This window comes from Paracoccaceae bacterium (assembly GCA_033344815.1).
GTDB lineage: Bacteria > Pseudomonadota > Alphaproteobacteria > Rhodobacterales > Rhodobacteraceae > Roseobacter.
In genome coordinates this window covers 146,823-170,518 of the sequence record JAWPMR010000001.1, presented here as the reverse complement: position 1 = coordinate 170,518, position 23,696 = coordinate 146,823, and the positions used below count along the sequence as shown (strand labels likewise).

The following is a 23,696-nucleotide window of genomic DNA, read 5'->3' as shown; positions in this document are numbered from 1 at the left end:
ACCCGGGTGATTTAGACCCATAGACAAAACGGGTTTGGGGGGCACATGCCTGTACTCTGGCTAAGCTTTTTTATTCTTGTCGTCGCAGCCAGCGGTTTTGTACTTGGCCGCCGCCGCGCGCTCCAGAGCGCGGAAGGTAACAGCCGAAACCTGCATTCATTGCCAGCTTACTACGGTTCGAATGCTTTGATGAAATCAATTGTCCCGGCCTTCGGCGTGATGTTCATTTGGCTTCTGGCACAACCCATCGTCATCGACAGCCAAATCATACAAATGATTCCGAGCAGCGAAGTGTCTGATGACTCCAACCGCGGTCTTGTGATGTCCGAAGTGCGTCGCACAGCGAGTGGCTTGGACAATGCGATCGCGGCAGGGGTGCTCGATGAGGAAACTGCAAACAATACGGGCGTAGATCTGACCGACATAACGCAACGCCTGAAAGATGCGGGCCAGGTCGTAACCAGTCAAATCACCCAACCCGTACTGCGCGCCGCATTGGCTTATCGCGAGATGAGCACGCAGGCGAGCCTCTTCATGACAGTTGTGGTGCTGATACTGGCGCTTGCCGGCGCCGCCTGGGGTGTAGTGCAAAGTGATCGCGCGTTCCGCGCACGCAACGTGGTGGAGCATGGGATCATGGCGATTTTGATTGCCGCTGCCTCCGTGGCGATCCTGACGACAATTGGCATCATCCTGTCGCTGATCTTCAACACGGTGGAGTTCTTCAAACTGTACCCGGCGGCTGATTTTTTCACGCTGCTGGAATGGGCGCCCAGCTTTTCCGGCCGGGGCGGGGCCTCCAGTCTTGGCATCCTGCCCTTGCTCTGGGGCACGATCTATATTTCCGTTATAGCGCTTCTGGTGGCTGTACCGATCGGTCTGTTCGCCGCCGTATACCTTTCTGAATATGCCTCGCCCCGCGTGCGCGGTATTGCCAAACCTCTGCTGGAAATTCTCGCGGGCATTCCCACCATTGTCTACGGCTTGTTTGCTTTGCTGACCATCGGACCGCTGCTGGTTGGCGTTTTTGGTGATAACGGTTTGGGCTGGATGGGCGGCGGTCGTTCGGTCATGACAGCGGGCATTGCGATGGGCATCATGCTGATCCCCTTTGTCAGCTCTCTGTCCGACGATATCATCAATGCGGTGCCACAATCGCTGCGCGACGGCGCCTACGGGCTTGGCGCGACGCGCTCCGAAACCATCAAACAGGTGGTATTGCCTGCCGCTTTGCCCGGGATTGTCGGAGCCGTATTGCTGGCAGCCAGCCGGGCCATCGGCGAAACCATGATCGTGGTGTTGGGGGCAGGGGCCGCAGCGCGCCTCTCGCTCAATCCTTTCGAGGCGATGACCACGGTCACGGCCAAAATCGTGTCCCAACTGACCGGGGACAGTGATTTTGCCTCTCCCGAAGCGCTTGTAGCGTTTGCCTTGGGTATTTCCCTCTTCGTTCTGACCCTCGGGCTGAACGTCTTCGCCCTTTACATCGTGCGCAAATACAGGGAGCAGTACGAATGACCGAAGCAAATATGCCGGACGACATTCCCGCGCAACGTCACAAAGTCTCTCTGACCTTACCTGATGCGCGCACACAAAAACGACAATCGGCCGAACGACGGTTCCGCATGTACGGGGTCGCTGCCATTGCCACTGGAATTTTGTTCCTGATCGTGCTTCTGGTCTCGATTGTCTACAGCGGTGCCGGTGCGTTTCAGCAGACTTTCATCAACACTGCCATCTACCTTGATCCAGCCAAGCTTGACAAAAATGGGAACCGCGATCCTGCGGACCTCGCAAAGGTGTCAACCTTCGGATATGCGCCTCTTATTCAGGCTGCGGTTCTGACCCAGGTGCAGGAAGCCGGGATCGAAACACCGCTGGTAAAGCCGCGCGACATGAAAGCGATGATTTCAGCCTCTGCCGCCGCTCAGGTGCGCGATGTTGTTCTGGCAAACCCTGATCTGATTGGCGAAACGGTCGAGTTCCGTATCCTGGCGTCGAGCCGCGTTGATGGGTATCTCAAGGATCGCGTGAAGCGCGAGGATGTGTCGCGTGACAAGAACATAGACGCAGAGCATCTCGATCTTGTGGATGCCTTGCAGCCTTTGGGCGTGATCAAAAAGACATTCAATATCGACTTCATCACAGGTTCAGACGCTTCAGAGAGCCGCGCAGAGGCTGCCGGTCTGGGCGTCTCGATGATCGGATCCCTGTTCATGATGATCGTGGTGCTGGTTTTGGCCTTGCCGATTGGTGTCGCCGCTTCGATCTATCTCGAAGAGTTTGCGCCCAAGAACCGCATAACTGATCTGATCGAGGTCAATATCGCGAACCTTGCAGCTGTGCCATCCATTGTCTTCGGTATTCTGGGTCTCGCCGTGTTCATCCAGTTCATGCATTTGCCGCAATCCGCGCCGCTGGTGGGCGGGCTGGTCCTGACACTGATGACCCTGCCAACAATTATCATCTCGACGCGTGCCTCGCTCAAAGCCGTTCCGCCTTCGATCCGGGATGCAGCGCTAGGGGTTGGCGCATCCAAGATGCAATCAGTGTTTCACCATGTGCTGCCGCTTGCCGCGCCGGGTATTCTGACCGGGACCATCATCGGGCTGGCTCAGGCTTTGGGCGAAACAGCTCCGCTGTTGTTGATCGGCATGGTCGGTTACATCGCGTCAAACGCGCCTGACGGGATTGCAAGCGGTCTGCTGGATCCAAACTCCGCTATGCCCGCGCAAATCTATGAGTGGGCGAAACGTGCTGATCCTGCCTATTACGAACGCGCCTGGGGCGGTATCATCATCCTGTTGGCGTTCCTGATCACCATGAACACCATCGCCGTAATCCTGCGTCGCCGTTTTGAGCGCCGGTGGTAAGGAGAGATTGCCATGAACGATATGAGAATACTGGAGAGAGACGTGGACATCAACGCCATTAAAATCGCCGCCAAGGGCGTTCAGGTGTATTATGGCGATAACCACGCCATCAAGGATGTGGATGTTGATATCCAAGACAAGACCGTGACTGCATTCATTGGGCCATCCGGATGCGGAAAATCCACTTTTCTGCGTTGTTTCAACAGGATGAACGACACAATTGATGCGTGCCGCGTCGAGGGGGACATCCATATCGACGGCGAAGACATCTATGATAAAAAGGTCGATCCAGTACAACTGCGCGCCAAGGTCGGAATGGTGTTTCAAAAACCCAACCCCTTTCCAAAGTCCATCTATGACAATGTGGCCTACGGGCCGCGCATTCATGGGTTGTCGCAAAACAAGGCAGATCTGGATGATATTGTGGAGCGCGCTTTGCGCCGCGCCGCGATCTGGAACGAGGTCAAGGACCGCCTGACCGCACCCGGCACCGGCCTGTCCGGAGGCCAGCAACAGCGTCTTTGCATTGCGCGTGCAGTTGCCACAGAGCCTGAAGTGTTGTTGATGGATGAACCCTGCTCGGCACTGGATCCGATTGCCACGGCTCAGGTGGAGGAGTTGATCGACGAATTGCGGCAGAATTACTCCGTCGTGATCGTGACCCACTCGATGCAACAGGCAGCGCGTGTCAGTCAAAAGACGGCGTTCTTTCATCTTGGCAATCTTGTGGAATATGGTGAAACGGGCACGATCTTTACCAACCCCGAAGATCCCCGCACGGAAAGCTACATCACCGGTCGAATTGGATAAAATCATGCAAGATCAACATATTGCCTCCGCGTTTGACCGCGACCTCGAAGCCATTCAAGCGCAGATCATGAAAATGGGCGGGCTGGTTGAAGACTCCATTCGCAACGGATCATTGTCGCTGGACACCCGCGATGAGGAATTGGCGGAAAAGGTGCGCAAAGCCGACCGCGTCATTGATGATCTTGAAGAAATGATCAATGAGGAAGCCGCGCGCGTGATTGCACTGCGCGCGCCCACGGCGCGGGATTTACGGCTGGTCTTGTCAGTGATCAAAATCAGCGCCAACCTCGAGCGGATTGGCGATTACGCGAAGAACATGGCCAAACGCACCGGCGTCTTGTCTCAGATGGCACCGGTGGATGACAGCACGGGCGCGCTGCGTCGGATGGCCCGGGAGGTTGAGAGCATGCTCAAGGATGCGCTGGATGCCTATATTCAGCGCGATGCGGAACTGGCCATGGACGTGATCAATCACGACCGGGACGTGGATCAGATGTATAACGCATTGTTTCGCGAGTTTCTGACCTTCATGATGGAAGATCCGCGCAATATTACAGCCTGTATGCATCTACATTTCATCGCCAAGAACATCGAGCGTATGGGGGATCACGTCACTTCTATTGCAGAGCAGGTGGTCTATCTGGTGACTGGCGAGCATCCCGAAGACTCCCGCCCCAAGGCGGATAAAACATCATTGGTAGTGGAAGGATAAGCCACATGTCCGCCGATCAACCCCGGGTTTTGGTCGTTGAAGATGAGCCTGCACAGCGCGAGGTTCTGGCCTACAACCTTGAAGCAGAAGGCTTTGCCGTAAGCCGCGCAGAGAACGGCGAAGAGGCTTTGATGCTGGTGGACGAAACGGCCCCCGACGTGATCGTTTTGGACTGGATGATGCCCAATCTGTCTGGCATCGAAGTGTGCCGCCGCCTGAAAATAAAATCTGAAACGCGAAGCATCCCGATCATCATGCTCTCAGCCCGTTCTGAAGAAGTGGATCGGGTGCGCGGCCTGGAGACTGGCGCGGATGACTATGTGATCAAGCCCTATTCCGTGATCGAATTGATGGCGCGGGTGCGCAGCCAATTGCGCCGGGTGCGCCCCGCGGCGTCTGGTGAACGTCTGGAGTATGAGGATATTCTTCTGGACTCCATTACGCACCGGGTGAACCGGGGCAATAGTGAGCTGAAACTCGGACCGACGGAGTTTCGGCTCCTGTCGACCTTTATGGAAAAACCCGGGCGCGTGTTCTCGCGTGAACAGCTGCTGGATCGGGTCTGGGGCCGCGACATTTATGTCGACACGCGCACGGTGGATGTTCACATCGGTCGCTTGCGCAAGGCGCTGACGCAATTCGGGGGCTCTGATCCGCTGCGCACGGTGCGCGGTGCGGGATACGCATTGGGGTAGGGGATTCAGACCGCGGGCCGTAGTCGCAGAATATCGCGCGCCTGTTGCCATGTCGCCACCGGGCGTTCGTATTTTTCACACAGATCGGCGGCGCGCCTGATCAAGGCCGCGTTTGACGGCGCAAGCCTGTCGCGATCCAAGCGCACGTTATCCTCCAGACCAGCCCGTGTGTGCCCACCTGCGGCAATCGCCCATTCGTTCACTTTAATCTGCGCCGCGCCGATACCCGCAGCACACCAGGCCGCATCGGGCGCCCGCGATTTGACCGTTTGAACGTAGAAGTCAAAAACTTCCTTGTCAGCAGGCATCGCGTTTTTCACACCCATGACAAACTGTACATAAAGTCGACCATGCAGTTTTCCCGCTTCATGCATTTTGATGGCGTGCAATATATGCGACAGATCAAAAGCCTCGATTTCTGGTGTAACTTCATGGGCGCGCATTTCGCCAGAAAGCCATTCCACAAGGTCTGGGGGATTTTCATAGACCCGCGTCGGGAAATTGTTCGACCCCACAGAAAGAGAGGCCATATCGGGGCGCAGCGGTAACATACCCCCGCGCGCAGCACCCGCACCAGATCTCCCGCCTGTCGAGAACTGGATGATCATCCCCGGACAGTATTTTTCCAAACCTTCTTTCAGCGCCGCAAACTTATCCGGTTCAGAGGAAGGTGTCTGATCGGCATTGCGAACGTGAGCGTGACAAATCGATGCGCCCGCTTCAAAGGCTTCCTGTGTGCTTTCGATCTGCTCGGACACACTGATGGGCACGGCAGGATTAGCGGCTTTTGTCGGCACACTGCCCGTAATCGCGACGCATAAGATACAAGGATCAGACATCAAAAAATACCGTTTCTTTAGGCCCTTGCAGGTGGATATTAAACCTATAGGAACCACTGGCTTTAGGCAAAGCAATTAAGGTTTGTACGCGGTCCTTGTGCTCAATTCTTGCCAGAACCGGGTCTGTTGCATGCGCAACAGCTTCTTCTGGAAAGTATAACCTTGTGTGAAGGCCGATATTGATGCCACGCGCCACAATCCACATCGTGATATGAGGCGCCATAAATCCGTTCCCATGCGCGACGCGGCCCGGTTTGATCGTATCGAAACGCCATTCGCCTGACTCGGGATCGACCGCCCGACGGCCCCAGCCGGTAAATCCCTGATCTGGTGTGCTGGAAGAACCCGGGGCAGGGTAAATCCCCTTGGAGTCAGCCTGCCATATCTCTACCATGGCGTCTTTGACCACGCTGCTCACCCCATCGAAAATCTTGCCAGCTATGGTGATCCGGTCGCCGGGCGTTTTGTCGGTGATCATGATTGAGCCCAAGTCTTGAGCGTAAACATCTGAAATACCGCTGAAATTTGGCACACACCCGATGTGAACATAGGGTCCGGCAGTTTGCGATGCAGTCTCGCATAGTTTTTCCATCACATCCCCTCGGGTCGGTTTTCAAAATGGCTGGCGCGGCGTCCGCGTAGGATTATATCGAAACGGTACGCACAAGCGTCCATCGGTATCGTATTGTTCATATCCAAGGGTGCGATCAGACCCTCAATGGCCTCCCGCCTGGGGATGGCCGCAACGATCGGACAACGCCAGATCAACGGGTCCCCTTCAAAATACATCTGGGTGATCAGCCGTTGCGCAAAACTGTGACCGAAGACAGAAAAATGGATATGAGCGGGACGCCAGTCATTGACACCATTTGGCCAGGGGTAGGGGCCCGGCTTCACGGTTCTGAAGCGATAAGCCCCCGTTTCATCGGTGATCATCCGACCACAGCCGCCAAAATTGGGATCCAAAGGGGCGATATAGCCTTCCTTCTTGTGTCGATAGCGACCGCCTGCATTGGCCTGCCATACTTCGATCAGCGCTCCTGCTACGCCTCGGCCGGTTTCATCCCGAAGCCGACCATGCACGACAATGCGCGGACCAATTGCCGATGCGTCGCCAGTTGCGAAATTTCGGATCAGATCATTATCCAGTGGTCCCAGCAGGTTATGACCGAAAACGGGGCCAGTTTCTTCGCTTTGCGTGCTCGGATAGGAAATCTTGGCGCGCTCAGGTCCTCGCGTGATGCTTGTTCTATAGCTTGGCGTGATGGCCGGCGGTTGGCGCGACCAGTCACGCGCAATAAAACCGCCTTCAGGCCGATCTTTCATGACTTGCTTTCCATTTCTTGGAACGTGGCTTTTGCGAGTTTGATCGCATGGTTTGCGCGCGGCACCCCAGCATAAATCGCAACGTGCTGGAACACTTCCATAACATCGGTCTTGTCGGCGCCGGTGTTTGCTGTGGCCCGGATATGCATTGGAATTTCTTCAAAGTTGCCCGTGGCCGCAAGCAATGCAAGCGTAAGCATGGATCGTTCGCGCAAGCTGATGCCATCTGAGGCCCAGACGGTTCCCCATGCGCTCTCTGTGATCATCGATTGGAACGGTGCATCGAATTCATCCTTCGCGGAGTCAGCGCGATCCACATGTGCATCGCCCAAAACCATGCGGCGCATTTTTTCGCCTGTTGTATGACGGTCAGTCATGCTCGCTCTCCGCATTCACTTCGTTGTTCCGTCAAAAACATACGTCATAATATGCGCCTGAGGAAACCCGCAAACTGTCGTGAGTGATCTTCCTTAAATCGGCGCGCTTTAAAAGAATTCTTCTAAAGAGTGTCCATACACATTCTGCATATCAGACTGGTTACATAATACTGATTATGAATGGAGTGTTTGTGTACTCGCAAAGCTAAAATGTCACCCGTGAGCAATTCAGGAATGTCACTCACGCTCTGAGCCTGATCAAAGAGAACTATGCGGATTTCGGGCCGACTCATGCGGCTGAGATGCTGGCCGAACATCACGGGTTCAAGGTCTCGCATGAGACGGTTCGCAAGTGGATGCAGGACGACGGTCTTTGGCTGTCGCGCAAACAGCGGCGCACTTTCCAGCAACCGCGTTTGCGTCGGGAATGCTTCGGCGAGCTGATCCAGATCGACGGTTCAGACCATCGTTGGTTTGAGGATCGTGGCCCTGCCTGCACCCTGCTCGTCTTCGCCGATGATGCGACCAGCAACTTGATGGAACTGCGGTTCGCGACGTCCGAGAGCACGTTCAGTTACTTCGGGGCTTTGGAAAGCTATTTGTTAAAGCATGCCCGTCCCGTCGCATTTTATAGCGACAGGCACACGGTGTTTCGGGTTCCAAAACCCAACGAGCACATGACGGGCATGACGCAGTTTGGGCGCGCTCTAGCGGAACTGAACATCGAGATCATCTGTGCCAATTCTTCCCAAGCCAAAGGCCGTGTCGAACGGGCAAACCGGACACTGCAAGACCGACTGGTCAAAGAACTGCGCATCGCAGGCATTTCGAACATGGAGGACGGAAACGCGTTTTTGGTGGACTTTGTCGACCGCTATAATGCCAAGTTTGCAAAGGCTCCGGCCAAACCAGACAATCTGTATCGCGCTTTGAGCATCGAACCGAATCGCCTCGCCGAAGTCTTCTGCCTGCGCGACAAACGCTATGTCACAAAGGATTTGACGCTCAAGTATGACCGCAAACGCATCCGGCTAGAGGTCAACGATCTGACGCGTGGCCTGGTCGGCAAGTATGTTGATACCTACGAGTTTGCAGATGGCCGTATCCAGGTGCGCGCAAAAGGTGTCCTCCTACCCTGCACAGTGTTCAGTCCACATCAGCAGCGCGTCACACATGCCGCAATCACCGAGAACAAACGTCTAAGCGCTGTATTGGCCCACATCAAAGAAGAGCAGGAGAAGGGCCAAATTAAGCCTGACGTCAAACCGGAGAGTGCGCGCAACGGCTACAAGAAGACTGGGCGTCGACCACCCGGCGGACCTTCAAAGATGGAAGCCTACTATGACCGCAGACGCAAAGAACGAGCGACTGAATTTAAAAAAGAAGCGTCACTGTGAAGGCGTCCGACGTAGACGCTTCATTGAGAACCACGCAGCTGCCGCGCAAAACACAAATAAGCCTGCACCCAGCATGGCCGATCCGCGTGCGTCAGAACACTGAATGCCCGGACAACGATATTGTGCGTCAGAAAACGCAGCAAACCCGACAAAGGCAAAACCAACAGCGCTGAGAAAAACGACCGCAAAGAGAAAAAGCCAAAAAACAAATCGAAGCATAGGACGACCGTCTATCACTCAGCATCGTGGGTCAACTGCATCACCCGCAAGGCTTCCCAGCCCTAAGATATTTAAGGTCTTCGGGCTGCGAAGCCTTACTCCCGTCTCTCTCTATGGTGACACTTCTGCTTTGCAAATCCGGTAACATTTCTACTTGGTTGCAACAGAATTGTCTATGCGCGCGCGTCACTTTGAAGTGCGAATCCTATTAGAAAACAATGGGTTATCTAATGGGAGTTTTATCGCATGCGCACCGTTTCTACGCAACTAAGCATGCAAAAACGTCGCAGAATTGCAGACCGGTGGCACGCATAAGTCCCCGTCGCAGGGATGGCGCGGGTTCTGAAGCGTCACGAGTCCACAATCTTTCGTGAGATCAAACGGAATTACTGGACCGATGATGCCTTTCCCAAGACGTGCGCTGGGTACTTCGGGATGGCCGCGCATCAGCGTTCGCAACGCCGTCGATCTACGCAGCGCAAGCTGATCCGATATCCTGAACTGTTTCAGTACATTGTGGAACGCCTGAAGAACGGTTGGACGCCCGAGCAGATCGGCAATCGGATGATCTTTGAAGGTGCGAAACTGCGCGTTTGTCAGGAAACGATTTACCGCTGCATCTATTCCAAAGAAGGTATGGCACAGGAGTTGTGGTGTTGCCTGCCCTTGCACAGGAAGAACCGCACATCACGTCGTGCGCGCAAACGTTTGCCGTCCAAGATTGACCGTGATGCCAGCATCTTGTTTAGGCCAGAGGATGTCGCTCACCGCCGCCAGTTCGGCCACTCGGAAGGTGACTTAAAGTTGTTCGAACAGAAGTTTGGACAGACAAATGTAACGTCATTTATTGAACGCGTCAGCCGCTACACCGCGATCCTGAAGAACCCAAACAAGCCGACCAAACCGGTCATGGGAAAGATCATGAAGGCCATCAGAGACTTGCCCTTGATCGCGCGTCGTTCAATCATCTTCGATCGTGGACCCGAGTTTGTCAGCTGGCTGCACCTTCAGGCCGAGATCGGGACGCAGACCTGGTTCTGTGATCCACCATCAACTTGGCAGAAAGGCCCGGTGGAAAACACGAACCGCCGCGCCCGAAGCTGGCTCCCGAAGAAGCGCGATATCACGGCACTCACGGATCGCGATATTAAGGCGATCTTTGACCGCCTCAATAACACGCATCACAAATGTCTCGGATGGAAGACACCGGCCGAGGTGTTTCGCGAGAAGATGATGGAAGAGATGGGGCATTGATCCTATTCTCAAAGCCAATAGGAGTCGCGGTTCAGGTATCGCTTACAGATCCATCTTAACAAAGATTGCGAACCGGTCGAGAAACTGGGGACACCTTTTGGTTCCGATATGAAGGTCCCTCTATCGACCTTGGTAACAGCGCAGCAAACTGGTGGTGGTCCGCTCTCGCAGTCAAAGACGACCCTTCGCCGAAATTCGCGCGGCCAAAAACCTGACCTTACCGCGTCCGCGGACCGGACGTTCGTTTAGAACGCGACATTTTTTTCTTGCACGAAAGACAACGCCGCGGACTTGGCTGCTAATCTCCCCCTTGCCCTTTATGCCTCCCCTGATGCAGAATCTATATGCGGATGACAAATTTCTGTTTCGCTATTGGAGCTGTTGGCAAACGGTTCAGCGCGGTATTGTTCTTTGGAAGGAGTGTGCCATGACATCCAAAACCACGGGTTCCACGTCACCGGACAACTTGGCACCCCAGCCTCAGGCCATGCCCAAGGTCAATCAGGTGACTGCGGATGATATCACCGCGTCGCTGAAGGCCGGGTTTTCCGACTTCCTGGCGCGCCCCTTCATGAGCGGCTTTTTCGGCCTGTTCTATGCGGCTTTCGGAATCCTATTTGTTTGGAGCCTGGTCTGGCTCGGCAAAATCTGGATGATCATTCCTGCCGTTGTGGCCTTTCCGCTGGTTGCACCTTTTGCCGCCGCCGGGCTTTATGAAATGTCCCGACGCTTGCAGAAAGGACAGAGTTTCGGCTGGTCGGAAATCCTCACCGTCGTGGCTCATCAGCGCAAGCGCGAAATGGGCTGGATGGCCTTTGTAACACTTTTCATTTTCTGGGTGTGGATCTACCAGGTTCGTCTCTTGTTGGCGATCATCCTGCAGGATGCATCCTTCTCGGATTTTGACGGGTTTTTGAACGCCGTATTCTTTACGCCTGCGGGCTGGACCTTTCTTGCCATTGGTACAGGCATAGGCGCATTGCTGTCGGCTGTGCTGTTTTCGCTGACCGTCATCGCCATGCCGATGCTGCTCGACCGGGAAACCAATTTCGTTTCCGCCATGATAACGTCTGTGCGCGTTGTAACGGAAAACCCGGTGGTAATGCTCAGCTGGGCTGCGATAATCTCTATCACCATGCTGTTGTCGCTGGTTCCCGCGTTTCTGGGGCTGATCTTCACTCTGCCGATCCTTGGCCACGCGACATGGCATCTCTATCAGCGGGCCGTGTCACCAGTAGAGCGATGAACTACCTGTTTACCGCCCTGAGCAACTCCTTGCGTTTTTCGTTCGCACAGACATGAGTCTTGGTTTTCGGGTCGCTTGGGAGCAAGCCCGCAATCACGACATTCGATACTTCGCCGCTTCGCAGCCTTCGAAAGTAAGAACGGATAGTGAGTACGGCCCAGAGCCGGCATTGATCGCGGTCGCCAAATACCGTGTTCGCAGCTTTCATTTGCGAGCATTGTGCCATTATCGAACCCACCCTAGCCTTCCGGATTAATCTGGTTGCGTCGATATCCTTTGATCGCCGGCCTTTTGCCCTGCAGGCAATGAGAGAGGACAATCACGCTAATATCTGTGTCGATCAGACAGCTGGTCGAACAGGCAAAGCACGCAGGGCCTCTGCGCACAGCCTTCTATTACCTGCAGTGCGTTGCATAGCAATGTCACAAGTGGCACTGACGGGATGGATCAGAGTGGCCCCTGCCCCCGGGTTCAACCTCCGATGCGGCTCCAAAAGCTGCATCGCCGAGGACGTTTAGATATTTCTTCACGGCGCGCGCAGCATCGCTTGGACTATTGGCGCTATGATCCCGATTTTCCTTTGCGCGTCGAGGTTTGCTTGTACGCATCCACCGCAACTCTCGCGACGTTGTTGCGCCATGCCCTGTCGGTCCATAGATCAGCCGTTCGGGATCAATGAATGGGCAGCCAGTATGGCTGTGGAAAACTGGCTGTTTTCATCCAGACCGACAAACCGATCAATCGAGTGTTAGGGTTGATCCTGCGGAACGTGATCCTCCAGCGAGAACTTGTAAAACAGTACCGTCTACGCTTCCTGCTTTGATCCCATCATCGCAAAATCCACCGCTCAATGATGAAATTGAATCAGCAGTTCCAGCCCGGATCAAGGAAGAGTTTTTCACCAGAATTGGCCAAAAGCAGGCTAACTTTTTGCGGCAGGCAGCGGCGCTGCTTGTCTTATAATAGTGTTGAAGCCACAATGCACTTGATCCTGCCATCATAACAAAGGCCGTCCGGTGCTGAAAGACAAGCAGCCAAAACAGCCCGGCAACCGCTATCTGCCGGAAATCGCTTTGGCGCCGACATACAAAGCGGTGCTCGTTGCGGACACGGTCGGCTACTCTCGGCTTATGGAAGCAGATAGCGTCGGCACGTACCAGCGGTTTCGCAGCCTCCGGGTCAATGTCATCGACCCGCTGATCGTTTCATGCCGGGGTAGCACGGTCAAGAATACCGGCGACGGTTTCATATGCGAGTTCGATGTGCCAAGCGATGCATTCCTCTGCGTATCCGAACTACATCACAAGCTCAGAGAGGCGCAGCCAAAGGTCGCTCCGGATTTGGAAATCGTGCTGCGTGTCGGGTTGCACTGGGGCCGCGTTATTTACGACGCCGACGACATTTTCGGTCACGTCGTCAACGTGGCCGCACGTTTGCAAGAACTTGCGCCGCCACGTGGTACCGTGCTGTCGCGCGAGCTACTGGCGCACATCGAGGTGCCAGGCGGTACAGCTACTTCCGATCTGGGAAATCTTCAACTCAAGAATCTTGAACAGCCTGTGGCCGCTGCGCTGTTGGGTGAGCCACAGTCTTTCCCGCAAACGATCGTAGAGGGGGAAGAACGGCGTGATGCGATGCCATCTATCGCGCTGTTACCATTCGAAAATCTTACGGAAGCACCCGAGACAGCAAGCCTTGTTTCCGGATTTATCGACGACATCAATACCTCGCTCAGCAACCTACGCGATATCTTTACGGTCTCCAACGGCTCAACCGTCGGGATCGATTTGACTCGCTGGACGAGGGATCAGATTGTGGAGAAACTTGGCGTCCAATACTTGTTTTCAGGCCGCATTCGCAGTCACGGTCTGCAGTGGCGCTTGTCGGTCGAACTCACAGATGCCACCAGAAACGAGGTTGTCTGGGCTGAGAAATACGAAATCCTGATGGATGAGATCTTTGATCTGCAAGATGAGATCACCTTGAGCATCGTGCGCCAGATTTCTTCGCATATCCAAAGCCAGCAGGTCCGCAAGGCAATGCGAAAGGCACCGCAGAACCTAACGGCCTATGATTACTACTTGCGCGCGCTCAATTTGCTGTACCAGCTACGCCCGGAAAACTTTGAAGAAGCGAAAAACCTGCTTAACAACGCGATCCGCGAAGACAATTCGTTCGGAGCGCCTTTCGCCCTGTTGTCGCATTGGCATATGTTCCGGGTCGCTGAGGGATGGTCCGATAACCCTGATGCGGAAATTGGGCAGGTGATGCGCGCAGCCAACCGTGCCATCGAACTTGATCCTTCAAACGCCCTCGCCCACGCGCTTCTTGGTCAAGCAAAAGGCCTCTTTGAGCATGATGCAATCGGGGCGAGATCAAGCGTCGACCGCGCGCGGGAGCTATCACCAAACAATGCATGGGCCTGGACGTTTAGCAGTGGTCCCTACGGATTTTCTGGCGACACTAAAACTGCGATCCGTCAGGCCGAGCGCGGGCTGCGGCTGTCACCTCTCGATCAGCATGTTTTCTTCATGCAAGGTTTGCTGGCACAGAACCACTATCTGCACGGGAATCATCTGGAAGGGGCTACCTGGGCACGCCGTTCGCTGAGCGCGAACCCTCGTTTTGGCAATGCTGCCCGCGTTCTGATTGCGAGCCTAACGGCGCTGGATGACCAACCTACTGCGACGAAAATCGTAAAACATCACAATGCATTAGCCCCTAGTTTTCGACTATCCGATTATCGCGAACGTTGCCCTTTCGGTCGCGAGCAGACCGAGATTTATGTTGACAGGCTCAGGCGCGCCGGCGTTGAGTATTAACGTTTTAAGAAATTTATTAATGGAGGTATTAGCATGAGTGGTGGTGGCTCAGGCGGCGGTTCGGGCGGTGGTTCCGGAGGAGGCTCAGGCGGCGGGTCCGGTGGTGGCTCCGGCGGCGGTGCGGGCGGCGGTTTTGGCACCAATATGTTCGGTGGGACCAGCCACTTTGGGTTTGACCCATTGCATGCTGAAGGACCCCTTCAACTGAACAAAATCATCCTTGGACGTCGTTTTTCCGAACAAGACTGGGCGCCCGGTTATTTTGCAGAACGTGTGCTGAAGGAATTCAACGAGAAGAATCCAGACTGGCAAAACGATCCGGTTCTGACGGGGCTTGAACCCTTTGGTGGTGCTCAAGGCAATGACCTCAGAATCGCGCTATTCGAAGCAATCACGATTCTGACGGAACAGACATTTCAACGTCGAATCCGGGAGGTCGAGATCTACGATCAGTTGAACTCATTCCTGGATCATTTCTCGAATTTGTTGAAGATCACGCCCCGGCACTTCAACACGCACAGACTGATGGCGGCAGCGGACCGGGTTGGCATCACAGTGGCCATGCACTTCAAGCAAGTCCATGCGTTCCCGCGACCCAATCAGGTCTTTTCCAATCTGGTCCCGATGATCCCAGTGCCGATGCATCCTTCTTGGCCGAGCGGACATGCAACCGAAGCTTATCTGGTGGCAGAAGCGATCGGGCGGGCCATCGGAGGTACGATGCCGGATATGCGCGATGCGGCATTTGTGTTGGCACGCCGGATCGCGGAAAATCGGGAGGTTGCGGGCGTTCATTATCGCAATGACAGCGATGCGGGTGCCGCGATTGCCGCACATGTCATTACGCTCCTGGACCAGCCTAATACGGAATTCCGCAATCTCGTGAACGAAGCACGCATCGAGCTGGAGTCGAGCCATTGAGCATTTCCGGCGCGAGGAAAGAGACCTTGTGCCGCTCCTCAGTGCTGCGGTTGAAAGGATAGCTAATGAGTTCTGAACTGATACAGATGACTGTCCCAGAGCAGGAACAAGCGAATTGGTGTTGGGCCGCGACCACCGTCGGGATTTCAGATTACTACAACCCACCGATGACTCCTGAGGACGCCATAAAGCAATGCGATGTGGTCAACCGCAGGCTGAAACGTAGCGATTGCTGCTTCGACGGCGCCAGTGACTTGCGATGGCAGTGCAACGTGCAATCCGGACTGACGTTGCCGCTGTTTGAGCTGGGACATCACGTGGTGACATATGCCAACCAGCTTGATTTTGAAACCATCGCTTCGGAAGTCGCTCAAGGCCGTCCGGTTTGCTGCCGGGTTGTCTGGGAAGAAGGTTTCGGCGAGGGGCATTTCGTAGTCATTGTCGGCGTAATCCATGATAGCGAGGGCGGCATCACCGATGTAGTTGTCGAGGATTCATTCTACGGCCGGTCGATCCAGACCTACGGAGCTTTCCGACGTTTCTATCGTGTACCTCTGCAAAACGGAGTCGGCGATGATATTGGCGAAGGACTTTGGACGCATAGCTATTTCACACAAAAGAGTGAGGTTGAAGCCGGTTGCGAGGCAGCAGCATGATGGCCGATTGCTCGGAGTCCAGCCGTGAAGAACCACCTGAGAACCTCGCCAAAGAGGTGCGTGATGCCGTCGCCTTACGTATGAAAAATGAGACCTTCAATCAGTCACTTGGGTTTGTTTCCGGCGGTTTGCTGGAAGGCCCGGCAGAAACGATACCGAACTTCATGCTGGCCGCCCGGCAACGCGTAGAGCTCGGGCAAATCCACCGACTCAGGAAGCCATCAAGTTGGGCCTTTGCTTTCGATGTCGAGACGTCCGGTGCTCCTCAATCAGTGTTGGCCGAGGCCGGACCGACGCCAGGCGGCGGCTTCGGATACAGCAGCATTATGAACATTCCAAGAGAGTTTTTCTCGGCACAAGTTCGGGAAATACTACGAGCGGGCACCGGCACGCCGCAGCTCGCGCTTCTTCAGGTGCCGACCTACTATTTTGAAGCGCTGTGGCTACGTACGGACAGCCCCGAAGATGACAGACTGGCTTTTATCAAAAAAACATTTGGGGTTTTTCCGCTTTGGGCGCCTACAATTCCGAGCACGTTGGTAAAGCTGTCTGTTTTTGTTCGTTATCTCAATGACAGGCTGGAACAGGGCGACCGTGCCCGGCCCATATATGAAGACGACGACGTCTACAGTGGGAAAACCGTCGACTAGCTGCGGTGTGTTTAGAGCCGGGCGTGATTTGCCGTACGGAATTTGAAGTCATATGTAGAGTTGACGCAATCGGCGTGCGAAGATCTGTGAGGAACTTGCCGCAAAACAAATACTTGCTACCCGCATTACATAGAGTTGTTGTTACCGACTGCCAAAATCGTCGTCTCCTGGCACGCATGTCAGTCTCGGCGACGCGCTTGGTTATTTGTCCCTATCATATTGGACCGACGTTCTTTTTTCTTCCCACTTTTCAAATGATCACTCCCTGTGATCCTGGATATGCGCGAGAATTCCGCTTTGGGCCGGCTGCCGTTTCTGTCGAAAACACCGAGACGCCAGGTCAAGTTGCGGAAGGTTCATGAAGATGAAGCCGGGACGTAGATCATGTGAGCGAAGCAGCCTGTAAACGCTTGCTTTTGAGACGAAGTAAATGCGTTCATCCGTGAAAGTAACAGCCAGTTCTTCGGGGCTGAGTTCTGGCTGCGCAAAGACCATTTCCAACATCGCTTGGCGGACTCTATCTGCAAAGCGGTTCCAGACACGACCGGGATATGGCTTACGATCCTGGTGCCCGGCCTCACCACGCTGCAGGTACCGATCATACCATCGATGCAACGTCGAACGCGACACGCCCAGCTTCTTCAAGGACGTTTGACGGGCAGATGTGATCCCTCGACCAGCCGGATGATCTCCAGCTTTTCTGATGCCGCCCTTTCGGCTGTTCTGGCTTAGCCAAATCGCCTGCCGGGTAACGGATAGCTCATTCGAGGTTTTCCCCAGCTATTACCCGGCAGGTGAATGCCTTGCGTTCACTGAGAGGGCCCGCGCATGCCTTTTTTGAAACGGCGCAGTTCAAGCCTCTGTTCCACTACAGCCTGTTTTAGATCTTGGACCGCACGCTTCAGACGCGTGACTTCCGTCGAGATTGCTGGGCGTGCTGTATCTCCAGCCAACCGCTTCTTCCCCGCTTCCATGAAGCCTTTCGATCAATTGTAAATCAGGCTTTCCGCGATCCCCTCGCCCCTCCCATCGAAACTACGTTTTGACTGCTGGGCAAACGGACGGCAAAGCTCCGAAATCCAGCTCTCCCCGCGCGGACCATCTAAAACGATCCAGCTCTTCGCTGCTGCAGGGAATTGACGCTGCGTCCTACGCTTGATTTCTTTAACGTGTTTGTCGGCCGATCCATTCGGCCCTGTCGTCGCTCCCACCTCGCACACCCTCAATAATTACGCTGAGCGAAAGATACCCCGTCAACAAAACAATGCTGCCTGTCTTTTACAGCCAAGACCAGGGGGCAAAACTCGCGGTACAGTTTCTTTAAGACACTTGAAATTATGGCTTTCCGGTCGGAACGAGTTGCATTGAATGGCGCTAAAACTAGGATTTGCAGAGCGTATAGCATACCGCTGAAATGAAGGATTTCGAAAACCAAAAAAACATAAGTTATCAAGTCTTTAGCGGTATATTGATTGAGGAAAACAATGGGGATTCGCACTATTCTCACAAAGCCTTGTCAAATTCATATTATAAAAATTAGTATTGCCTACATGCCACATGAAATACTTCACCAGGCACTTTAAACCCTAAGGCAGAGCTTCTCAAAAATAATCAACAACAAATCACTTAGAGCCAAATCTCGCCATCCCCGTTCAGATCAAACTCGAACCGGTCCTCGTAATCCACAAGATTGGACATATCCGCAATGCCAACATAAGCCCCCGTGGCACTCACATCCCAGATCGTGTAGTTGCCCGCGTCGTGCTGCCACAACACGCTGTACCCGCCCGCGCCGTTGGATCCCGCCTCGATCGCCTGCCAGCCCGCAAAACTCTGCGCCCCGCTCGGCGTGCCGCCATAGCTCAGGTTGTGAATGTCACTGCCGTCCACAAGACTGTAAACACCGCGCGTGCTGGACTGCAGCCCGATGCCGAGCGTATCGATATCCGTGATGGTGTGCCCGATGTCGCCATCCCCGTTCAGATCAAACTCGAACCGGTCCTCGTAATCCACAAGATTGGACATATCCGCAATGCCAACATAAGCCCCCGTGGCACTCACATCCCAGATCGTGTAGTTGCCCGCGTCGTGCTGCCACAACACGCTGTACCCGCCCGCGCCGTTGGATCCCGCCTCGATCGCCTGCCAGCCCGCAAAACTCTGCGCCCCGCTCGGCGTGCCGCCATAGCTCAGGTTGTGAATGTCACTGCCGTCCACAAGACTGTAAACACCGCGCGTGCTGGACTGCAGCCCGATGCCGAGCGTATCGATATCCGTGATGGTGTGCCCGATGTCGCCATCCCCGTTCAGATCAAACTCGAACCGGTCCTCGTAATCCACAAGATTGGACATATCCGCAATGCCAACATAAGCCCCCGTGGCACTCACATCCCAGATCGTGTAGTTGCCCGCGTCGTGCTGCCACAACACGCTGTACCCGCCCGCGCCGTTGGATCCCGCCTCGATCGCCTGCCAGCCCGCAAAACTCTGCGCCCCGCTCGGCGTGCCGCCATAGCTCAGGTTGTGAATGTCACTGCCGTCCACAAGACTGTAAACACCGCGCGTGCTGGACTGCAGCCCGATGCCGAGCGTATCGATATCCGTGATGGTGTGCCCGATGTCGCCATCCCCGTTCAGATCAAACTCGAACCGGTCCTCGTAATCCACAAGATTGGACATATCCGCAATGCCAACATAAGCCCCCGTGGCACTCACATCCCAGATCGTGTAGTTGCCCGCGTCGTGCTGCCACAACACGCTGTACCCGCCCGCGCCGTTGGATCCCGCCTCGATCGCCTGCCAGCCCGCAAAACTCTGCGCCCCGCTCGGCGTGCCGCCATAGCTCAGGTTGTGAATGTCACTGCCGTCCACAAGACTGTAAACACCGCGCGTGCTGGACTGCAGCCCGATGCCGAGCGTATCGATATCCGTGATGGTGTGCCCGATGTCGCCATCCCCGTTCAGATCAAACTCGAACCGGTCCTCGTAATCCACAAGATTGGACATATCCGCAATGCCAACATAAGCCCCCGTGGCACTCACATCCCAGATCGTGTAGTTGCCCGCGTCGTGCTGCCACAACACGCTGTACCCGCCCGCGCCGTTGGATCCCGCCTCGATCGCCTGCCAGCCCGCAAAACTCTGCGCCCCGCTCGGCGTGCCGCCATAGCTCAGGTTGTAGGCCGCTATTGCATCCACAACTTGATATTGCTGAGATCCTGCAAGTCGAAGCCCCACACCGGATGTATCGATCGAAAGCGCATTTGGATCTTCGGCACGCACATAGTCCAGTACATCGAAACCCCAATAAGTACCGTCTTGAAATTCGATAAATGAGACTTCGTGATCGAAACTTAAATATTGGTCTTCTACTCTGATCGTATCCCCGTTTTTATGAGACAAAACCAGATCATTGCCTTCACGATGCCCGGAAATATCTGACGTCAGAATGCCATCTTCAAATATGATCCCATCCCATGGCCTGATCCAACCCCTGTCCGCAGTAAAATAGAACTCGTCCACATTTTGGATCGTGTCGTTCCCCCAACCGGGACCAAACCAATAAATGTCTTCGTGTCCGCCTCCTATCAGGTGGTCATCGCCCGCCTCGCCGGTGAGATTATCCCAGCCGTCGCCTCCAAGTAGCGTGTCGTCGCCAGAAAAACCCCAAAGATTGTCATGGTCACGTCCGCCAAACAATTCATCGTCACCGCGGCCACCGTACAGAACATCGTTGCCTTCGCCGCCATACAATTGATCCTCGCCATCCTCGCCATAGAGAAGATCATCGCCGGCATAGGTGCTGAGATGATCATTGCCGGCACCACCAATAAGAGTGTCGTTTGCGACGGCTCCCTCCAGATCATCATCCTCGGCCGTGCCCGTAATTGTCAGCCGTACTTCGCTGGCTTTCACAACCGTTCCATCGGCAAAATGAACCTCACCGCCGTGCGCGTCATTTCCCCAGGCAAAGTTCACCACTCGTATGGAGTCACCGTTCGTATGCACCAACAGCAGATCATCATCTTCTCTGGTTGCAATAAGGTCTGCAGCGAGGACATCTGCGCCAAACCTAATGATGTTCGGGGACTGAGCGAGGTAATGGGGAACGTTTGGGGCAGTTGCATCAAAGATGGTGTCTTCACCCCATCCAAGGTTAAAAACAAAAGTATCGCTGCCCTCGCCACCATATAGCGAGTCCCGTCCCGAACCACCTATCAGGACATCGTCACCGTCACCGCCAAACAGACGATCATTGCCCGCACCGCCGTCTAATGTGTCGTCGCCACCAAGGCCATTTAGCGTGTCGTTACCGGCCAGACCCAAAAATGTTTCACCAAAACCGCCGCCGGTCAACGTATCGTTGTTATCTGTCCCTGCAATGCTTCCAAAAATCGCGAAATCCTCTGGATGCCGGACCGTGCCATCGAAAAACCTTACTTCGTCAACATATCGTTCTGTATTTAAGAAATGGGCATATATCGTGATCGTGTCCCCGTTAACGTGGAATAAGATCAAGTTATTGCCGTCTCGAAGAATCTCGATATCGTCAGCAGAAATGCCTGCTTCAAATTCAATTGAACCCAACCCCGGCGCTATAGCAGTATTGGATCCATACACAGTGTCTTGACCCCAGCCGGGCCCAAATATAAAGGTGTCCGCATTTCCGCCGCCATAAAGACCGTCATTCCCGGTGCCGCCGCGCAGGATGTCGTTACCGGGGCCGCCATACAAGCGGTCATTTGCTTCGCCACCATTGAGAACATCATCGTCGTTATAACCGTATAAAAGATCTTCTCCGGATCCACCGTATAAAATGTCGTTGCCATCGTTGCCATACAAATGGTCTTGGCCCGCACCGCCTTCTAACGTGTCATCGCCCGCACCGCCGCGCACGATGTCATTTCCCGCACCACCATCGAGGACGTCATCGCCGTTGTCGCCAGCTAGGATATCGTTGCCTGCGCCACCATAAAGAACATCATTACCATCATTGCCACTTAGCCGATCGCTTCCATCATGACCATTTATTGTATCGTGAGACGCGCCACCATCCAAAATATCGTCATTTTCGGTTCCATTAATTGCCACAATCTATTCCGATGCTCTTACGTCTTTTTCACAAACTTTCCGTTGCTGATGAAACTGCCCAAAAGTCACACCAACTAACCGCCAAGTCAAAATGTCACTGAATCGGTCGAGCGTTCATTCAGCCCAATCGAAATGTCGTTCATTCTTGATTCAATGGAGCAATGCCCGCCTTCACCCCAGTTGCGAGCCTTTTGGCCTTTATCCGACAAATCCAACCGACCACTACACACAACCCCAAATAGAATTTATCGTTTAATTCGATACTATTAGTCGAAATACTCATTAAAAAACGTACAATTGAGTAACCTTGATTGCAAGTACATTTCCTACTGCTTTTAGGGGACAGTTAGTTTTCACATCGCGACATATGCGAATACCGCTTGGGGCTCGATAACTTTCAGAAGCAGATATGTATGACGTGGATTAGAACCTTAGTTCCATGTCGGGCAAACTGGGTCCGATGATCGATCAGTCGTCGATGTTCGAAAAATCCAGCCAGCTCTCAAACAGACAAACGCCCGCGACGATCGTCCAAACAACCACACCTACAAAAGTCGTTCATCTGTTGAAAAAGAACGCGCCGGCGCATCTGCGCCCAAGCGACCGAGAAACAGACCGCTTGACCTCAACCGCTTGATTGGCGATCCGGCCAAGGCCATAAACGGTGTACATACGCAAGAGATAGGCCGCAAAGAACAGAATACCTATCAGGCCGAATTCATTCGTTTTCATTGAAAAAGCATCAGTCTTCTCAGACGTCGCCATAATGCAGAACAGGAGGAACACCCAGCCCAGTTCAATAGACGACGTCCTGAAGAACCTTGCAATTGCCTAATAGACATCCGGAGGCACCGAGCGAACTGGCTTAGGGTCAAAACGGGATTACAGCGCGACCAAAGCCTTGTCAGCTTAAAAAAACTCATTCCTTGCGGTTACCAGTCCCGCTTCCGCCCCTTCATCAAATAGCGCCGGACTCAAGGCTTTTGTGGACAGTATGCCCTTGCTTTGTTCGACAATTCCCAATTCTGACGCGCTTCCATCGTGCCTGACGGCGACTGGGCCTAGGACCGCAATGTGCAGATCATATGCTTGTACGCCCGGGGTTGCCTTGTCAGGCTGGTATACCTGCTCAACCAAAACTACATCTAGATCACCATCGTCTACCGCATCATTATTGACCACAAATTTCATGCCGTGCGCGACGCATAGCGCCAAAGCATCCGCCACATCCCAAGAAAGAAGTTTGTTGCTGGCCAAGGTGTCCGGAACGAAAATACAGATCGAAAAAAAACAGCTGTGGTTAATGCTTGCCGCCAGCCCAAATTCATTCCGATCAAACGTCTCACCTGGTTATTCGAAGCTTTCGCATCGCTCATCAGACTGCCAAGATGTGCCTGCCAGCCTGCAATGATGTCGAACCCTTGCAGTTCCAGAAGGTCGGAAAATAGTACCGTTTGAAGCGCTTTTGGACGGCTAAACATCTCAGCGGTTTCCTCTTTGACATCAAGACTCTTGACGCTCACCTCGGCCGCATACCGGATTGACTCGGCTTCGAGCTGCTGTGCGTTGCCAAGACAAAAGTCGAGCGTTTGCGAGTTTGGATTTTCACCTACTTCGGCGTCGACGTCGCGCGTCGGATTGATGGCGCGGTTTGGAAGCAGCGTCCGGTCCGAATACCGGTATACCGCCGGTGGTGTGCGCTGTTCCTTGTCGTCAGAGGCCACAAACCGCTTCAGGTCAATCGCGTTACCATCGCGTTCCTGAATTGCTGACCAGCGAATGAACGGCGCACGGGGCGTGTTCTCTCC

At 54.3% G+C, this 23,696-nt stretch carries 20 protein-coding genes and 1 pseudogene; 12 read left to right on the top strand and 9 right to left on the bottom strand.

Annotation, left to right across the window (positions count from 1 at the left end; all coding sequences use genetic code 11):
• Positions 1–45 precede the first annotated feature (45 nt).
• The 5 genes from pstC to phoB are packed head-to-tail and all read left to right on the top strand — an operon-like array spanning position 46 to position 5,090.
• Positions 46–1,518, top strand: a complete 1,473-nt coding sequence (gene pstC / locus R8G34_00820; GenBank protein ID MDW3221424.1) for a phosphate ABC transporter permease subunit PstC — start codon at positions 46–48, stop codon at positions 1,516–1,518.
• A complete protein-coding gene (pstA, locus tag R8G34_00815) occupies positions 1,515–2,873 on the top strand; it encodes a phosphate ABC transporter permease PstA (GenBank protein ID MDW3221423.1) in 1,359 nt (452 codons plus the stop codon). Before pstC ends, pstA begins: the two co-directional genes overlap by 4 nt.
• A gap of 12 nt (positions 2,874–2,885) precedes the next feature.
• A complete protein-coding gene (gene pstB, locus R8G34_00810) occupies positions 2,886–3,683 on the top strand; it encodes a phosphate ABC transporter ATP-binding protein PstB (GenBank protein ID MDW3221422.1) in 798 nt (265 codons plus the stop codon).
• 4 nt (positions 3,684–3,687) lie between these two features.
• A complete protein-coding gene (gene phoU / locus R8G34_00805) occupies positions 3,688–4,395 on the top strand; it encodes a phosphate signaling complex protein PhoU (GenBank protein ID MDW3221421.1) in 708 nt (235 codons plus the stop codon).
• Positions 4,396–4,400: 5 nt separating this feature from the next.
• Positions 4,401–5,090, top strand: coding sequence for a phosphate regulon transcriptional regulator PhoB (phoB, locus tag R8G34_00800; protein ID MDW3221420.1), 690 nt, complete (start codon positions 4,401–4,403; stop codon positions 5,088–5,090).
• Between the two features lie 5 nt (positions 5,091–5,095).
• Here phoB and R8G34_00795 read toward each other — a convergent pair whose 3' ends face one another.
• The 4 genes from R8G34_00795 to pcaC are packed head-to-tail and all read right to left on the bottom strand — an operon-like array spanning position 5,096 to position 7,632.
• Positions 5,096–5,929, bottom strand: a complete 834-nt coding sequence (locus tag R8G34_00795) for a 3-keto-5-aminohexanoate cleavage protein (protein ID MDW3221419.1) — start codon at positions 5,927–5,929, stop codon at positions 5,096–5,098.
• Entirely contained in the window at positions 5,922–6,521 is a 600-nt protein-coding gene (gene pcaG, locus R8G34_00790) for a protocatechuate 3,4-dioxygenase subunit alpha (GenBank protein ID MDW3221418.1), read from the bottom strand. The genes R8G34_00795 and pcaG overlap by 8 nt, the downstream gene beginning before the upstream one ends.
• Positions 6,521–7,255, bottom strand: a complete 735-nt coding sequence (gene pcaH / locus R8G34_00785) for a protocatechuate 3,4-dioxygenase subunit beta (GenBank protein ID MDW3221417.1) — start codon at positions 7,253–7,255, stop codon at positions 6,521–6,523. The genes pcaG and pcaH overlap by 1 nt, the downstream gene beginning before the upstream one ends.
• Positions 7,252–7,632 carry a 4-carboxymuconolactone decarboxylase gene (pcaC, locus tag R8G34_00780; GenBank protein ID MDW3221416.1) on the bottom strand — a complete coding sequence of 127 codons (381 nt, stop codon included), beginning with the start codon at positions 7,630–7,632 and terminating at the stop codon, positions 7,252–7,254. Before pcaC ends, pcaH begins: the two co-directional genes overlap by 4 nt.
• A 230-nt stretch (positions 7,633–7,862) precedes the next feature.
• On the opposite strand from pcaC, the pseudogene R8G34_00775 reads away from it, so the two are divergent.
• The 7 genes and pseudogenes from R8G34_00775 to R8G34_00745 all read left to right on the top strand — a co-directional run bounded on the left by R8G34_00775 (position 7,863) and on the right by R8G34_00745 (position 16,797).
• Positions 7,863–9,029: pseudogene (locus R8G34_00775) on the top strand (ISNCY family transposase).
• A 549-nt stretch (positions 9,030–9,578) separates the two neighbouring features.
• The gene (locus tag R8G34_00770) at positions 9,579–10,502 is read left to right on the top strand and encodes an IS30 family transposase (GenBank protein ID MDW3221415.1); all 924 of its coding nucleotides are present in this window, start codon (positions 9,579–9,581) and stop codon (positions 10,500–10,502) included.
• A gap of 427 nt (positions 10,503–10,929) precedes the next feature.
• Positions 10,930–11,748 (top strand): DUF2189 domain-containing protein, encoded by an 819-nt coding sequence (locus R8G34_00765; GenBank protein ID MDW3221414.1) that lies wholly within the window; start codon positions 10,930–10,932, stop codon positions 11,746–11,748.
• 1,016 nt (positions 11,749–12,764) lie between these two features.
• A complete protein-coding gene (locus tag R8G34_00760) occupies positions 12,765–14,570 on the top strand; it encodes an adenylate/guanylate cyclase domain-containing protein (GenBank protein ID MDW3221413.1) in 1,806 nt (601 codons plus the stop codon).
• Positions 14,571–14,603: 33 nt separating this feature from the next.
• Positions 14,604–15,491 carry a phosphatase PAP2 family protein gene (locus tag R8G34_00755; GenBank protein ID MDW3221412.1) on the top strand — a complete coding sequence of 296 codons (888 nt, stop codon included), beginning with the start codon at positions 14,604–14,606 and terminating at the stop codon, positions 15,489–15,491.
• Positions 15,492–15,556: 65 nt separating this feature from the next.
• A complete protein-coding gene (locus R8G34_00750; GenBank protein MDW3221411.1) occupies positions 15,557–16,147 on the top strand; it encodes a papain-like cysteine protease family protein in 591 nt (196 codons plus the stop codon).
• Positions 16,144–16,797: a hypothetical protein gene (locus R8G34_00745; protein MDW3221410.1), complete on the top strand. Its 654-nt coding sequence runs from the start codon at positions 16,144–16,146 to the stop codon at positions 16,795–16,797. Before R8G34_00750 ends, R8G34_00745 begins: the two co-directional genes overlap by 4 nt.
• Before the next feature lie 258 nt (positions 16,798–17,055).
• Here R8G34_00745 and R8G34_00740 read toward each other — a convergent pair whose 3' ends face one another.
• The 5 genes from R8G34_00740 to R8G34_00720 form a co-directional block, all read right to left on the bottom strand.
• Entirely contained in the window at positions 17,056–17,442 is a 387-nt protein-coding gene (locus tag R8G34_00740) for a helix-turn-helix domain-containing protein (GenBank protein MDW3221409.1), read from the bottom strand.
• 981 nt (positions 17,443–18,423) lie between these two features.
• The gene (locus R8G34_00735; protein ID MDW3221408.1) at positions 18,424–21,888 is read right to left on the bottom strand and encodes a calcium-binding protein; all 3,465 of its coding nucleotides are present in this window, start codon (positions 21,886–21,888) and stop codon (positions 18,424–18,426) included.
• A 558-nt stretch (positions 21,889–22,446) separates the two neighbouring features.
• Positions 22,447–22,653, bottom strand: coding sequence for a hypothetical protein (locus tag R8G34_00730; GenBank protein ID MDW3221407.1), 207 nt, complete (start codon positions 22,651–22,653; stop codon positions 22,447–22,449).
• 144 nt (positions 22,654–22,797) lie between these two features.
• Positions 22,798–23,079 (bottom strand): hypothetical protein, encoded by a 282-nt coding sequence (locus R8G34_00725; protein ID MDW3221406.1) that lies wholly within the window; start codon positions 23,077–23,079, stop codon positions 22,798–22,800.
• Positions 23,076–23,612, bottom strand: coding sequence for a hypothetical protein (locus R8G34_00720; protein MDW3221405.1), 537 nt, complete (start codon positions 23,610–23,612; stop codon positions 23,076–23,078). The genes R8G34_00725 and R8G34_00720 overlap by 4 nt, the downstream gene beginning before the upstream one ends.
• Between the last annotated feature and the right edge of the window lie 84 nt (positions 23,613–23,696).